14 protein-coding genes are annotated in these 12383 nt (G+C 55.9%); 4 read left to right on the forward strand and 10 right to left on the reverse strand.

Features of this window, described 5'->3' with window-relative positions; all coding sequences use genetic code 11:
- Positions 1 to 94: 94 nt before the first annotated feature.
- From cysK to crr, 4 genes are all read left to right on the forward strand, one after another.
- The gene (gene cysK, locus GVO84_RS16080; protein ID WP_014884739.1) at positions 95 to 1066 is read left to right on the forward strand and encodes a cysteine synthase A; all 972 of its coding nucleotides are present in this window, start codon (positions 95 to 97) and stop codon (positions 1064 to 1066) included.
- Positions 1067 to 1383: 317 nt separating this feature from the next.
- Positions 1384 to 1641, forward strand: coding sequence for a phosphocarrier protein Hpr (ptsH, locus tag GVO84_RS16085; RefSeq protein WP_000487600.1), 258 nt, complete (start codon positions 1384 to 1386; stop codon positions 1639 to 1641).
- Between the two features lie 44 nt (positions 1642 to 1685).
- The gene (ptsI, locus tag GVO84_RS16090) at positions 1686 to 3413 is read left to right on the forward strand and encodes a phosphoenolpyruvate-protein phosphotransferase PtsI (protein WP_023332954.1); all 1728 of its coding nucleotides are present in this window, start codon (positions 1686 to 1688) and stop codon (positions 3411 to 3413) included.
- Positions 3414 to 3453: 40 nt separating this feature from the next.
- Positions 3454 to 3963 carry a PTS glucose transporter subunit IIA gene (crr, locus tag GVO84_RS16095; protein WP_003861316.1) on the forward strand — a complete coding sequence of 170 codons (510 nt, stop codon included), beginning with the start codon at positions 3454 to 3456 and terminating at the stop codon, positions 3961 to 3963.
- Positions 3964 to 4007: 44 nt separating this feature from the next.
- On the opposite strand, the gene pdxK is transcribed toward crr, so the two are convergent.
- The 10 genes from pdxK to GVO84_RS16145 all read right to left on the reverse strand — a co-directional run bounded on the left by pdxK (position 4008) and on the right by GVO84_RS16145 (position 12351).
- Positions 4008 to 4844 carry a pyridoxine/pyridoxal/pyridoxamine kinase gene (pdxK, locus tag GVO84_RS16100; protein WP_159514643.1) on the reverse strand — a complete coding sequence of 279 codons (837 nt, stop codon included), beginning with the start codon at positions 4842 to 4844 and terminating at the stop codon, positions 4008 to 4010.
- Between the two features lie 5 nt (positions 4845 to 4849).
- Positions 4850 to 5761 (reverse strand): cysteine synthase CysM, encoded by a 912-nt coding sequence (gene cysM / locus GVO84_RS16105; RefSeq protein ID WP_032643539.1) that lies wholly within the window; start codon positions 5759 to 5761, stop codon positions 4850 to 4852.
- A 118-nt stretch (positions 5762 to 5879) separates the two neighbouring features.
- The gene (gene cysA, locus GVO84_RS16110) at positions 5880 to 6974 is read right to left on the reverse strand and encodes a sulfate/thiosulfate ABC transporter ATP-binding protein CysA (RefSeq protein WP_159514644.1); all 1095 of its coding nucleotides are present in this window, start codon (positions 6972 to 6974) and stop codon (positions 5880 to 5882) included.
- Positions 6964 to 7839, reverse strand: coding sequence for a sulfate/thiosulfate ABC transporter permease CysW (gene cysW, locus GVO84_RS16115; RefSeq protein WP_023308733.1), 876 nt, complete (start codon positions 7837 to 7839; stop codon positions 6964 to 6966). Before cysW ends, cysA begins: the two co-directional genes overlap by 11 nt.
- On the reverse strand, positions 7839 to 8672 hold the full coding sequence (gene cysT / locus GVO84_RS16120) for a sulfate/thiosulfate ABC transporter permease CysT (protein ID WP_004123378.1): 834 nt from the start codon (positions 8670 to 8672) through the stop codon (positions 7839 to 7841). Before cysT ends, cysW begins: the two co-directional genes overlap by 1 nt.
- On the reverse strand, positions 8672 to 9685 hold the full coding sequence (locus tag GVO84_RS16125; RefSeq protein ID WP_023308734.1) for a sulfate ABC transporter substrate-binding protein: 1014 nt from the start codon (positions 9683 to 9685) through the stop codon (positions 8672 to 8674). Before GVO84_RS16125 ends, cysT begins: the two co-directional genes overlap by 1 nt.
- A gap of 173 nt (positions 9686 to 9858) precedes the next feature.
- Positions 9859 to 10758 carry a Dyp-type peroxidase gene (locus GVO84_RS16130; protein ID WP_159514645.1) on the reverse strand — a complete coding sequence of 300 codons (900 nt, stop codon included), beginning with the start codon at positions 10756 to 10758 and terminating at the stop codon, positions 9859 to 9861.
- A 92-nt stretch (positions 10759 to 10850) separates the two neighbouring features.
- On the reverse strand, positions 10851 to 11426 hold the full coding sequence (locus GVO84_RS16135) for an RpoE-regulated lipoprotein (RefSeq protein WP_121425209.1): 576 nt from the start codon (positions 11424 to 11426) through the stop codon (positions 10851 to 10853).
- Positions 11427 to 11489: 63 nt separating this feature from the next.
- The gene (locus GVO84_RS16140) at positions 11490 to 11939 is read right to left on the reverse strand and encodes a DUF2919 domain-containing protein (RefSeq protein ID WP_159514646.1); all 450 of its coding nucleotides are present in this window, start codon (positions 11937 to 11939) and stop codon (positions 11490 to 11492) included.
- Entirely contained in the window at positions 11926 to 12351 is a 426-nt protein-coding gene (locus GVO84_RS16145) for a GNAT family acetyltransferase (RefSeq protein ID WP_032643505.1), read from the reverse strand. Before GVO84_RS16145 ends, GVO84_RS16140 begins: the two co-directional genes overlap by 14 nt.
- Positions 12352 to 12383 lie beyond the last annotated feature (32 nt).

A 12383-nucleotide genomic window follows, 5' to 3' on the forward strand; every position in this document is an offset into this window, starting at 1 on the left:
GCAGTATATAGATATGCGAATTCCTTACTTCCCCCTACCTGCTTAGCAGGTATGCTGGGTCGGTATCCCAATTTCATACAGTTAAGGACAGGCCATGAGTAAGATTTATGAAGACAACTCGCTGACTATCGGTCATACGCCCCTGGTTCGACTGAACCGTATCGGTAATGGACGCATTCTGGCGAAGGTCGAATCACGTAACCCGAGCTTCAGCGTAAAATGCCGTATCGGTGCAAACATGATTTGGGATGCTGAAAAACGTGGCGTACTGAAGCCTGGCGTTGAGCTGGTGGAACCGACCAGCGGCAATACCGGTATCGCTCTGGCCTATGTGGCTGCCGCGCGTGGCTACAAGCTGACGCTGACCATGCCAGAAACCATGAGCATCGAGCGTCGTAAGCTGCTCAAAGCGCTGGGCGCGAACCTGGTGCTGACCGAAGGCGCGAAGGGCATGAAAGGTGCCATTCAGAAAGCCGAAGAGATTGTGGCCAGCGATCCGGCAAAATATCTGTTGCTGCAGCAGTTCAGCAACCCGGCTAACCCGGAAATTCACGAGAAGACCACAGGTCCGGAAATCTGGGAAGATACCGACGGCCAGGTTGACGTCTTTATCTCCGGCGTGGGTACCGGCGGTACGCTGACCGGCGTGTCACGCTATATTAAAGGCACAAAGGGTAAAAAAGACCTGATCACCGTGGCCGTTGAGCCGACTGACTCACCGGTTATCACCCAGGCACTGGCGGGTGAAGAGCTCAAACCAGGCCCGCATAAAATCCAGGGTATTGGCGCAGGCTTCATTCCGGGCAACCTGGATCTGAAGCTGATCGATAAAGTTGTCACCATCACTAACGAAGAAGCCATCTCTACCGCGCGTCGCCTGATGGATGAAGAAGGCATTCTGGCGGGAATCTCTTCCGGTGCGGCCGTTGCGGCAGCGCTCAAACTTCAGGAAGATGAAGCCTTTACCAATAAGAATATTGTGGTTATCCTTCCTTCCTCGGGTGAGCGTTACTTGAGCACCGCACTGTTTGCCGATCTGTTTACCGAAAAAGAGCTGCAACAGTAGTGCCAGCATGTTAATAACGCGTAAAAAAGCACCTTTTCAGGTGCTTTTTTGTGGCCTGCTTCAAACTTTTGCCCCTCCTGGCATTGCTTCACCCCGTTGGGTCTGGTATTTAAACCAGCAATTATTTTGATGCGTGAAATTAATCAGTGAACGAAATAGCCTTGCTGAATCGATTTTATGATTTGGTTCAAGTCTTGCTTTCGCTGCATAATGTTTAATGACGATCGAAACGTCAGCGCTAACAATACAGGCTAAAGTTCAGTCGCCAGGCTAGACTTTAGTTCCACAACACTAAACCTATAAGTTGGGGAAATACAATGTTCCAGCAAGAAGTTACCATTACCGCTCCGAACGGTCTGCACACCCGCCCTGCTGCTCAGTTTGTTAAAGAAGCAAAAGGCTTCACTTCTGAAATCACTGTGACTTCCAACGGCAAAAGCGCGAGCGCAAAAAGCCTGTTCAAACTGCAGACTCTGGGCCTGACTCAGGGCACCGTTGTCACCATCTCTGCAGAAGGTGAAGACGAGCAGAAAGCAGTTGAGCATCTGGTTAAACTGATGGCTGAGCTCGAGTAAGTTTCCGGGTTCTTTTAAATATCAGTCACAAGTAAGGTAGGGTTATGATTTCAGGCATTTTAGCATCCCCGGGTATCGCTTTCGGCAAAGCACTGCTGCTGAAAGAAGACGAGATCGTCATCGACCGGAAAAAAATTTCTGCCGACAAGGTTGATCAGGAAGTTGAACGTTTTCTGAGCGGTCGTGCCAAGGCATCTGCGCAACTGGAAGCAATCAAAACTAAAGCTGGCGAAACTTTCGGTGAAGAAAAAGAAGCCATCTTCGAAGGGCACATCATGCTGCTCGAAGATGAGGAGCTGGAGCAGGAAATCATAGCCCTGATTAAAGATAAAGGCATGACGGCCGACGCGGCTGCGCATGAAGTTATCGAAGGTCAGGCAACTGCCCTGGAAGAACTGGATGATGAATACCTGAAAGAGCGTGCGGCTGACGTACGTGACATCGGTAAGCGCCTGCTGCGCAACATCCTGGGCCTGGCCATCATCGACCTGAGCGCGATTCAGGATGAAGTGATCCTGGTTGCCGCTGACCTCACCCCGTCTGAAACGGCACAGCTGAACCTGAAAAAGGTTCTCGGTTTCATCACCGACGCGGGCGGCCGTACTTCCCACACCTCTATCATGGCGCGTTCTCTGGAACTGCCTGCCATCGTGGGTACCGGTAGCGTCACCTCTCAGGTGAAAAACGGCGACTATCTGATTCTGGATGCTGTAAACAATCTGGTTTACGTCAACCCAACCAATGAAGAGATCGATAAACTGCGCGCGGTTCAGGAGCAGGTTGCGACTGAAAAAGCGGAACTCGCTAAGCTGAAAGACCTGCCGGCCATCACCCTGGACGGCCATCAGGTAGAAGTGTGTGCAAACATCGGTACCGTCCGCGACGTTGATGGCGCTGAGCGCAACGGTGCGGAAGGCGTAGGTCTCTATCGTACAGAATTCCTGTTCATGGACCGCGACGCGCTGCCAACGGAAGAAGAGCAGTTTGCTGCTTATAAAGCCGTGGCTGAAGCGTGTGGCTCTCAGGCGGTTATCGTCCGTACCATGGACATCGGTGGCGACAAAGAGCTGCCGTACATGAACTTCCCGAAAGAAGAGAACCCGTTCCTGGGCTGGCGTGCAATCCGTATCGCGATGGATCGTAAAGAGATCCTGCGTGACCAGGTTCGCGCGATCCTGCGTGCCTCTGCTTTCGGTAAACTGCGTATCATGTTCCCGATGATCATCTCTGTTGAAGAAGTGCGTGCACTGAAGAAAGAGATCGAAATCTACAAACAGGAGCTGCGCGACGAGGGTAAAGCGTTTGACGAGTCAATCGAGATCGGCGTGATGGTGGAAACACCTGCGGCGGCGACCATTGCGCGTCATTTAGCCAAAGAAGTTGATTTCTTTAGTATCGGCACCAATGATTTAACGCAGTACACCCTGGCAGTTGACCGTGGTAATGATATGATTTCACATCTCTACCAGCCAATGTCACCGTCCGTACTGAACTTGATCAAGCAAGTTATTGATGCTTCTCATGCAGAAGGTAAATGGACTGGCATGTGTGGTGAGCTTGCAGGCGACGAACGTGCTACACTTCTGTTGCTGGGTATGGGTCTGGACGAATTCTCTATGAGCGCCATTTCCATCCCGCGCATTAAGAAGATTATCCGTAACACGAACTTCGAAGATGCGAAGGTATTAGCAGAGCAGGCTCTTGCTCAACCGACAACGGACGAGTTAATGACGCTGGTTAACAAGTTCATTGAAGAAAAAACAATCTGCTAATCCACGAGATGCGGCCCAATTTACTGCTTAGGAGAAGATCATGGGTTTGTTCGATAAACTGAAATCTCTGGTTTCTGATGATAAAAAAGACTCCGGAACTATTGAGATTGTTGCTCCGCTCTCCGGCGAGATCGTCAACATCGAAGACGTGCCGGATGTAGTGTTTGCTGAGAAAATCGTTGGTGATGGCATTGCTATCAAACCAACTGGCAACAAAATGGTTGCTCCAGTTGACGGCACCATCGGTAAAATTTTTGAAACCAACCATGCGTTCTCTATCGAATCTGATAGCGGTATCGAACTGTTCGTTCACTTCGGTATCGACACCGTTGAACTGAAAGGCGAAGGCTTCAAACGTATCGCGGAAGAAGGCCAGCGTGTTAAAGTTGGCGACCCGGTGATTGAATTCGATCTGCCACTGCTGGAAGAAAAAGCCAAGTCTACCCTGACGCCGGTTGTTATCTCCAACATGGACGAAATCAAAGAACTGATCAAACTGTCTGGCAGCGTCACCGTGGGTGAAACCCCGGTTATCCGCATCAAGAAGTAATTCTTGCCACACAGAAAAATGGCGCCTTCGGGCGCCATTTTAGTTTATGCAGGGAGGATAAGCTCGTCGTAACCTTTTGACTGGGTATAAAGCATCACGTCAGTCACTCGATCGCCGGCCATGCGAATAGCATCGGCGACAGTTTTCCCCTCTACAATTCCGCTCACCAGCTCTGAACAGAACAGGTCGCCCGTCCCTTTCAGATCGGTTTCAACGCGCGGATGCGCGCTGACGGTCACGCCCTCATGCGTCACCAGCACCACGTGGATGTTTTCCGGGTCGTCAGCGACCGGCGCGCTGGTGATCGCCACCCATTTCAGGCTGTCGGAAAGCAGTCCCTGCGCCGCCGCGATGGCGCTTTCCGGCGTTCGGCACGGTTTGCCGCTTAACACTTCCAGCTCATAGACGTTTGGCGTGATCCCCTGCGCCAGCGGCAGCAGGTGCTCCCGATACGCCTGCGGGATCTCGGGCTTCACGTACATTCCGCTGTCGATATCGCCGATGACCGGGTCGACCAGCACCAGCAGGTCCGGATGCTGCGCTTTGACCGCCTTCAGCCACTGCGCCAGCAGAACGATCTGGCTGGCGCTGCCCATATAGCCGGTAGTGACCGCTTTAAGCTCGCGCAGGATCTCGCGCTCTTCGAGCGCCTTGAGGTAGCCGCTGAACCACTCGTCGGGGATCACTCCACCATAAAACGTGTCGTAGTGCGGCGTGTTGCTAAACAGTACCGTCGGCACGGCGGTAACGTTCAGCCTGTGGGTACGAATATTCGGTACCGCAATGCTGTTCCCCACGCTGCCGTAAACTACCTGCGACTGCACAGCGACAATGTCGGTTTGCTGCGCCCGGGTATTATCCCGGAATAGAATCATCTCCATGACGCTTAAATCCCCGCCCCCTGCGAATAACTCTCTTCACCAAAGACGCCGGTAGACAAATAGCGATCGCCGCGATCGCAAATAATCGCCACCACTACGGCCCCCGGGTTTGCCTGCGCCACCCGAATCGCACCCGCTACCGCGCCGCCCGAGCTGACGCCGCAGAAGATACCCTCGCGCACGGCCAGCTCACGCATGGTATTTTCCGCCTCGCGCTGGTGAAGATCCAGCACCTGGTCCACCAGCTGCGCATTAAAGATGCCGGGCATATACTCCGCGGGCCAGCGGCGAATGCCCGGAATGCTGCTCCCCTCTTCCGGCTGCAGGCCAACGATGGTGACGGCTTTTTCCTGCTCGCGCAGAAAACGAGATACTCCGGTAATGGTGCCGGTGGTACCCATGCTGGAGACAAAATGGGTGATACGCCCATCGGTTTGCTGCCAGATTTCCGGGCCGGTGGTGGTGTAGTGCGCGTAAGGGTTGTCCGGGTTGTTGAACTGATCGAGCAGTTTACCTTCGCCGCGCTCGGCCATTTCTAACGCCAGGTCGCGCGCGCCTTCCATTCCCTGCTCTTTGGTTACCAGAATCAGCTCGGCTCCGTAGGCACGCATCGCGGCGCGGCGCTCCTGGCTCATGTTGTCCGGCATCAGCAGCTTCATGCGGTAGCCTTTCAGCGCGGCGATCATCGCCAGGGCGATACCGGTGTTGCCGCTGGTGGCCTCAATCAGCACGTCGCCTGGCTTAATTTCTCCGCGCTTTTCGGCCTGGACAATCATCGACAGCGCCGCGCGGTCTTTCACCGACCCCGCCGGGTTATTGCCTTCAAGTTTGACCCAGATTTCACTGCCGTTGTCCGGCCCCATGCGCTGCAGCTTGACCAGAGGAGTATTGCCGATGGTGTGTTCGAGTGTATTCACGATTTTTACTCAATAAAAAAGCCGGGTGGCGCTTCGCTTACCCGGCCTACAAGACGCAATGATAACTGTAGGCCCGGTAAGCGCAGCGCCACCGGGCGATAAACATCCTAATAACCTATCAGGCTGACTCCGCCAGAGCAATATCCTCGCGCGTCTCGATGCGCTCCTTCCCGTGATAAATACGGGCGTGCTGCAGCCCAACAAACAGGCGCTCGCCCCGGTGCGGCGGCACGTCGTCGCGCATGACCACGGTCAGCGGCTCGGTATACCAGCCCAGCGGCTGTACCACCAATTGGGTGTAGTGACCTTTAGGGCTAGTTTCCAGCACCTGTACCGGCAGCGGTGAATCCAGGCTGGTTCGGCGGCTCACGTCCACTTCCCACGGACGCAGGAACAGATCGACCGGCCCCTGATGCGCGGAGGTATAGCCCAGCGGCCAGCGGTGCGCGCCAACGTGGAACTGGCCGCCGCGAATAGTGCCCTGAAGACGGTTTACCTCGCCCATAAATTCCAGCACGAAGCGGGTCGCCGGTTCGCGCCAGAGCTGCTCCGGCTCGTCAACCTGCTCAATGTTGCCCTGGCTCATGACCACCACGCGATCCGCGACTTCCATCGCCTCTTCCTGATCGTGGGTCACGAAGACGCTGGTGAATTTCAGCTCTTCATGCAGCTGGCGCAGCCAGCGGCGCAGCTCTTTACGCACCTGCGCATCCAGCGCGCCGAAAGGTTCATCCAGCAGCAGGATTTGCGGCTCAACGGCCAGCGCGCGCGCCAGCGCCACGCGCTGCTTCTGACCGCCGGACAGCTGGGCCGGGAAACGATCCGCCAGATGAGCCAGCTGCACCATCTCCAGCAGTTTGGTCACTTTGGCTTTGATAGCCGCTGCATTTGGACGCTCGCGACGCGGCAGCACCGTCAGACCAAACGCAATGTTGTCGAACACGGTCATGTGGCGGAACAGCGCGTAATGCTGGAACACAAAGCCTACTTTACGATCGCGGGCGTGCAGGCGGCTCACGTCGGTGCCGTGAAAGCGGATGTGCCCGCTGGTCTGATGCTCAAGCCCGGCAATAATACGCAGCAGCGTGGTTTTACCCGAGCCAGACGGCCCCAGCAGCGCCACCATTTGTCCGGAAGGGATATCCAGCGAGATATCATTCAGCACCTGGGTGCGACCAAAAGACTTCTTAATATTGGCAATCTCAATGCTCATGATTTCCCTCCTGATGCTGACGTTTTTCCTGATTTTCTAAACGCCACTGCACCACACTCTTCAAAAACAGGGTCAAAATGGCCATCAGCGTCAGCAACGCTGCGGCAGTAAACGAGCCGATGGTGTTGTAGTCCTGCTGCAGCAGCTCAATCTGTAGCGGCAGCGACAGGGTTTCACCCCGGATGGAGCCAGAGACGACGGACACGGCGCCGAACTCACCAATCGCGCGGGCGTTGGTCAGCACCACGCCGTAAAGCAGCGCCCAGCGAATGTTCGGCAGCGTCACGCGACGGAACATCTGCCAGCCCGACGCGCCCAGCAGCACCGCCGCTTCGTCTTCGTTGCTGCCCTGGCTTAACATCACCGGCACCAGCTCACGCACCACAAACGGACAGGTCACGAAGATGGTGACCAGCACCATGCCCGGCCAGGCGAACATGATCTGCAGGTTATGCTCGTCCAGCCAGCCGCCCAATGGGCCGTTGGAGCCGTAAAAGAGCAAGTACACCAGACCCGCCACCACCGGCGATACGGCGAAAGGAATGTCCAGCAGGGTCAGCAGCAGCTGACGTCCCGGGAAGTTGAAGCGGGTCACCAGCCAGGCCAACAGGGTCCCGAACACGAGGTTCACCGGCACGGTGATCAACGCAATCAGCACGGTCAGCCAGATGGCATGCAGCATATCCGGGTTCGCCAGATTTTCCAGCGCGGGCATCAGGCCCTTGCTGAACGCCTGAACGAAGATATAAACCGTCGGCACGACGAGAATGAGGGCGGAAACCAGCACGCCCGCCCCAATCAGAAACCATTTGCCCCAGTTAATGCGGGGTGCATCGTATCGCTTCAATTGCGTAACTTCCGCCATCAGTGACCTACCACACGTCGACCAAAGCGACTTTGCAGAGTGTTAATCGAGTACAGCAGCAGCAGCGAGGCCGCCAGGATCACCGAGGCAATTGCGCTCGCCGCCGGATAATCAAACTCCTGCAAACGGATGAAAATCATCAGCGAGGTGACTTCTGTTTTCCAGGCGATGTTCCCGGCGATAAAAATCACCGCGCCGAACTCACCGAGGCTGCGGGTAAACGACAGCGCGACACCCGCCATCAGCGCTGGAGACAGCTCCGGCAGAACCACCTTGCGGAAGCTCTGCCAGCGCGTGGCACCCAGCGTTTCCGCCGCTTCTTCGTATTCCGGGCCCAACTCTTCCAGCACCGGCTGCACGGTACGGACCACAAACGGGATGCTGGTAAAGGCCATCGCCACCGCGATACCGAGCCAGGTGTAGGTCACTTTGATGTCAAATTTCGCCAGCCACTCGCCGTACAGCCCGTTCACGGAGAAGAGCGACGCGAGGGTTAAGCCCGCCACCGCCGTCGGCAGCGCAAACGGCAGATCCATCAGGGCGTCAAGCAGCGTGCGGCCCGGGAAGCGGTAGCGGGTTAAGATCCACGCCATCAGCAGGCCAAACACGCCGTTAAAAATAGAGGCAACAAACGCCGACAGCAGCGTCACCTTATAGGCCGCCACCACCTGCGGGTTGGTGACCACGTCCCAGTACTGCGCCCAGCTCATCTGAGCAAGCTGCATCACCAGCGCGCTGAGCGGCAACAGCAGGATCAGGCAGACGAACAGCAGGCTGGTCCCGAGGCTTAAGGTAAAGCCCGGCAGCACGCGTTTTGTCGAAACTGCAAACATCACTTATGCCCCGCCGCCAGCAATTTGTCTAACTCACCGCCGCTGGCAAAATGCGTTTTCATCACATCAGGCCAGGAGCCGAAATGATCTTCCACGCGGAACAAATCGGTCTGCGGGAATTTGTCTTTCAGTTTGTTCATCACGTCCGGGTTGTTCACGCGGTAGTAGTAATCGGTAATGATGGTCTGCGCCTGCGGGCTGTACAGGTAGTTGAGATAGGCTTTTGCCGCTTTCTCGGTACCGTTTGCCTGCACGTTTTTATCCACCCACGCCACCGGGAACTCGGCCAGGATGTTGGTTTTCGGGATAACGACCTCGAAGCCCTGCGCTTCGTACTGTTTACGGATGTTATTCACTTCCGATTCAAAGCTGATGAGTACATCGCCGAGACCGCGTTCTGCGAAGGTCGTGGTCGCCCCGCGGCCGCCGGTATCAAACACTTCGACGTTTTTCAGGAACTGGGTCATGAACTGCTCGGTTTTGGCCTTATCGTTACCGTCAGCCTTGTCCGCCGCGCCCCACGCGGCTAAATAGGTATAACGCGCGTTACCGGAAGTTTTTGGGTTCGGGAAAATCAGCTTCACGTCGGAACGCACCAGGTCGCTCCAGTCGTGGATATTCTTCGGGTTGCCCTTACGCACCAGGAAGCCCATGGTGGAATAGAACGGCGAGCTGTTGTTCGGCAGTCGGCTCTGCCAGTCCGCCGGGATCAGCTTGCCTTTGTCGTGCAGGATCTGCACGTCAGTCACCTGGTTGTAGGTCACCACATCCGCCTTCAGGCCCTGCAAAATCGCCAGCGCCTGCTTGGACGACCCGGCGTGGGACTGTTTGATGGTCAGCTTGTCTCCGTTATTGTCTTTCGCCCACTGCTGTTCGAACGGTGGATTAAGGGCGGCAAACAGCTCGCGGGAGACGTCATACGAACTGTTTAACAGTTCAGTCGCCTGCGCCTGTGCCACCAGCAGTAAACCTGCCAGCGCCAGAGTTCCTTTTTTCAGTACAGTAACGGCCATTGCGCACCCTTATAAATGTGATGACTATCTTATAGTCATAATATTTATAACGGGGATGAAAGGAGTAACGGTTTTATATACCGTTTGGTGATTTAGAAGCAGAAAAGGGAATAAGGGGTGCGGCCTGATACCCTCACCCCGGCCCTCTCCCACAGGGAGAGGGAGAAAGGCCATTACAGCGCCAGCAGACGCTCAACGGACGGCGCAAAGTAGTAGCCGCCGGTCACCGGTTTGGTGAAGCGCAGCATGGCGTCGCGCTTGCCGTCGGTATCGCCAAACATGCTCAGCAGCTGCTGCTCGATGTTATACAGGCGCGCGCAGTAGGCGCAGAAGTAAAGGCCGTGCGTGCCGCTTGCGGTACCGTACGGCAGGCTCTGGCGAACAATCTTCAGCCCTTTGCCGTCTTCTTTCAGGTCAACGCGGGTCAGGTGAGAGGTAACGGGACGGTCGTCGCCGTCGATCTCTTCATTGGCTTCTTTAGTACGACCAATCATCATCTCCTGGTCGTGCACGCTCATACGGTTAAGCTGCTTGAGGTTGTGCTCCCAGCGCTGCACGAACACGTAGCTGCCGCCCGCGTCCACGCCGTCTTTAATCACCGCCACGTCGCGACGAACCTCTTCACCCGCCGGGTTTTCCGTCCCGTCGACGAAGCCGCTCAGATCGCGCTCTTCCACCCAGCGGAAACCGTGAACCTCTTCCTGCACCTCAATGCTGTCGCCAAAGGCCGCTACCGCCGCCTGGGCAACGGAAAAGTTCACGTCGTGACGCAGGGAGAGAATATGGATCAGCACGTCGTACTGCGTCGCCGGAGCCAGACCTTTGCCGTAAGGGATGAAGTCTTTCAGCTCTTCCGCCCCTTCGCCACCGCTCAGTTGACGCCAGACGTTATTGCCAAAGGCAACAACGGCGCCGAGGTGAGCTTCCGGGAATTTGGCCTGGAAGGTGGCCAGTTTATCAACGAAAACTTTGCTGGCCGCGCGCAGGGCATCCACGTCCCCTTTAACATTGGCTTCAATCCAAATCGCCGCGCGGCAATGTTCTGGCAAAATGCCACTCTGAACCTGAGACATCGCTCCTCCTGAAATAAAGATGCCACGTCAGCGTGGCATTGATGGCGGGTATTATACCCGGATTTCAGCGAGGCGGATTGCTCAGGCGCAAATTACTGCTTCCAGAGTATTTTGCTCACTTTCCAGTTCTTGAGCGTGTCGTCAGACGGCATCAGTCCTTCCGGGCCGCTCCAGGTTCCGGTGAAAACATAGCTGATGTGCTGGCTGCCTTCAGCCTTACATTCCACCGCGACCTTGTCGTCAGACGGCGCGCTGGTGCAGTTGCCAAAAGCCTGCTTATAAAGTTCGCTAAACGGCGTACCCACCTTCACACCGCTCGCCGTCGGAATATCTTCATCCATCACGGCAATTCGGTTTACCGTGCCTTTGTCACCGTTGATCACCAGCGCCAGCTTGTCGCCCTTCAGCGCTTCGTAATAGCGAACAATATTGCCATTCTCCGTTTTCATGCCGCTGCGCAGGCGATAATCACTGCCGATGGCATCCTGAATGGCATCCTGATCCAGCGCCGTCGCGGCGGTAATTTTCCCCACGCCCTGCTCGGTCACTTCCGTTGATGAGCCAAACCAGTTCCACGGATATGCAGCGGACCAGTTAATGGAGGAGAGCGTCGAACAGCCGGTCAAGGCCAGCGGGAGAGCGCATAAAAGTAAACGCAGCGATTTCATTGAAACGTCCTTTCTTGTTAAATCAACGCTTGTTGGAGTGCAACATCGGCAAAAAGTGCCGAATTAATCATCCTGATGCGCAAAACAGGCGCGAAGACGCGGGTTGGTCAGCAGCCACAGCAGGGCCACAATATCGGCAACCACCAGCACAACGCCGGTGCCCGTCAGCGGTTCACCGTACCACCAGAGTACCGGCTGCCAGAAGAGCAGCGCAACCTGGGCGAGGATCAGCAGCCAGCGAAGCGCGCGCCAAAAGCGTGGGATCGCCTGCCGTCGTCCGCTGCATAAAAAAGCGACCACCGCCGGTAAGCCGGGCAGCAAGCCGAGCCAGAAGGCGTCGTGATCGGGATAAAAGAGATTCAGCAGCGTGTCGCCCTGCCCGCGCGACGCGGCGGCCATCACAAACAGCACCCAGGTCCGGGCCTGCAGCAGCAGAACGCACCAGAATAAAAAGGGCAGCCTGACGCGGCCCTGCGCGTCATAGTCTGCCGGATGGATTTCAGTACTCTTCATCTTCGATCAGACGCTTTCCTAAACTCAGCACGTCAGCGTGTTCATAGCCCAGACGCTCATACATGCCCAGCACCACGTCGTTATCTTCCCGCACCATGATCTGGATTTTTGGGCATCCGCGGGCGATCAGCTTCTTCTCGAGCCGGTTCAGCAGCGCATTGGCAATGCCGCGGCCACGGTATTCCGGGTGGACGCCCAGATAATAGGCCGAGCCGCGGTGGCCGTCGTACCCGCCCATTACCGTCCCCACAACCTCACCGTTGACTTCCGCGACCAGAAACAGACTGACGTCGTGATTGACCTTACGTTCGATATCCATTTCCGGATCGTTCCACGGACGCAGCAGATCGCAGCGCTCCCAAAGGGTGATCACCTCTTCGAAATCTTCCTGGCGAAAAACGCGTATCTCCATGGTATTAACCGCCTTTTCGGGTTTAAAAACAG

The organism is Enterobacter sp. SM3 (genome assembly GCF_009811935.2).
Lineage (GTDB): Bacteria > Pseudomonadota > Gammaproteobacteria > Enterobacterales > Enterobacteriaceae > Enterobacter > Enterobacter asburiae_D.

Coding starts and splice junctions, on each gene's coding strand:
- cysK (WP_014884739.1), top strand. CDS start 95: ATGAGTAAGATTTATGAAGACAACTCGCTGACTATCGGTCATACGCCC.
- ptsH (WP_000487600.1), top strand. CDS start 1,384: ATGTTCCAGCAAGAAGTTACCATTACCGCTCCGAACGGTCTGCACACC.
- ptsI (WP_023332954.1), top strand. CDS start 1,686: ATGATTTCAGGCATTTTAGCATCCCCGGGTATCGCTTTCGGCAAAGCA.
- crr (WP_003861316.1), top strand. CDS start 3,454: ATGGGTTTGTTCGATAAACTGAAATCTCTGGTTTCTGATGATAAAAAA.
- pdxK (WP_159514643.1), bottom strand. CDS start 4,844: ATGGAGATGATTCTATTCCGGGATAATACCCGGGCGCAGCAAACCGAC.
- cysA (WP_159514644.1), bottom strand. CDS start 6,974: ATGAGCATTGAGATTGCCAATATTAAGAAGTCTTTTGGTCGCACCCAG.
- cysW (WP_023308733.1), bottom strand. CDS start 7,839: ATGGCGGAAGTTACGCAATTGAAGCGATACGATGCACCCCGCATTAAC.
- cysT (WP_004123378.1), bottom strand. CDS start 8,672: ATGTTTGCAGTTTCGACAAAACGCGTGCTGCCGGGCTTTACCTTAAGC.
- GVO84_RS16125 (WP_023308734.1), bottom strand. CDS start 9,685: ATGGCCGTTACTGTACTGAAAAAAGGAACTCTGGCGCTGGCAGGTTTA.
- GVO84_RS16130 (WP_159514645.1), bottom strand. CDS start 10,758: ATGTCTCAGGTTCAGAGTGGCATTTTGCCAGAACATTGCCGCGCGGCG.
- GVO84_RS16135 (WP_121425209.1), bottom strand. CDS start 11,426: ATGAAATCGCTGCGTTTACTTTTATGCGCTCTCCCGCTGGCCTTGACC.
- GVO84_RS16140 (WP_159514646.1), bottom strand. CDS start 11,939: ATGAAGAGTACTGAAATCCATCCGGCAGACTATGACGCGCAGGGCCGC.
- GVO84_RS16145 (WP_032643505.1), bottom strand. CDS start 12,351: ATGGAGATACGCGTTTTTCGCCAGGAAGATTTCGAAGAGGTGATCACC.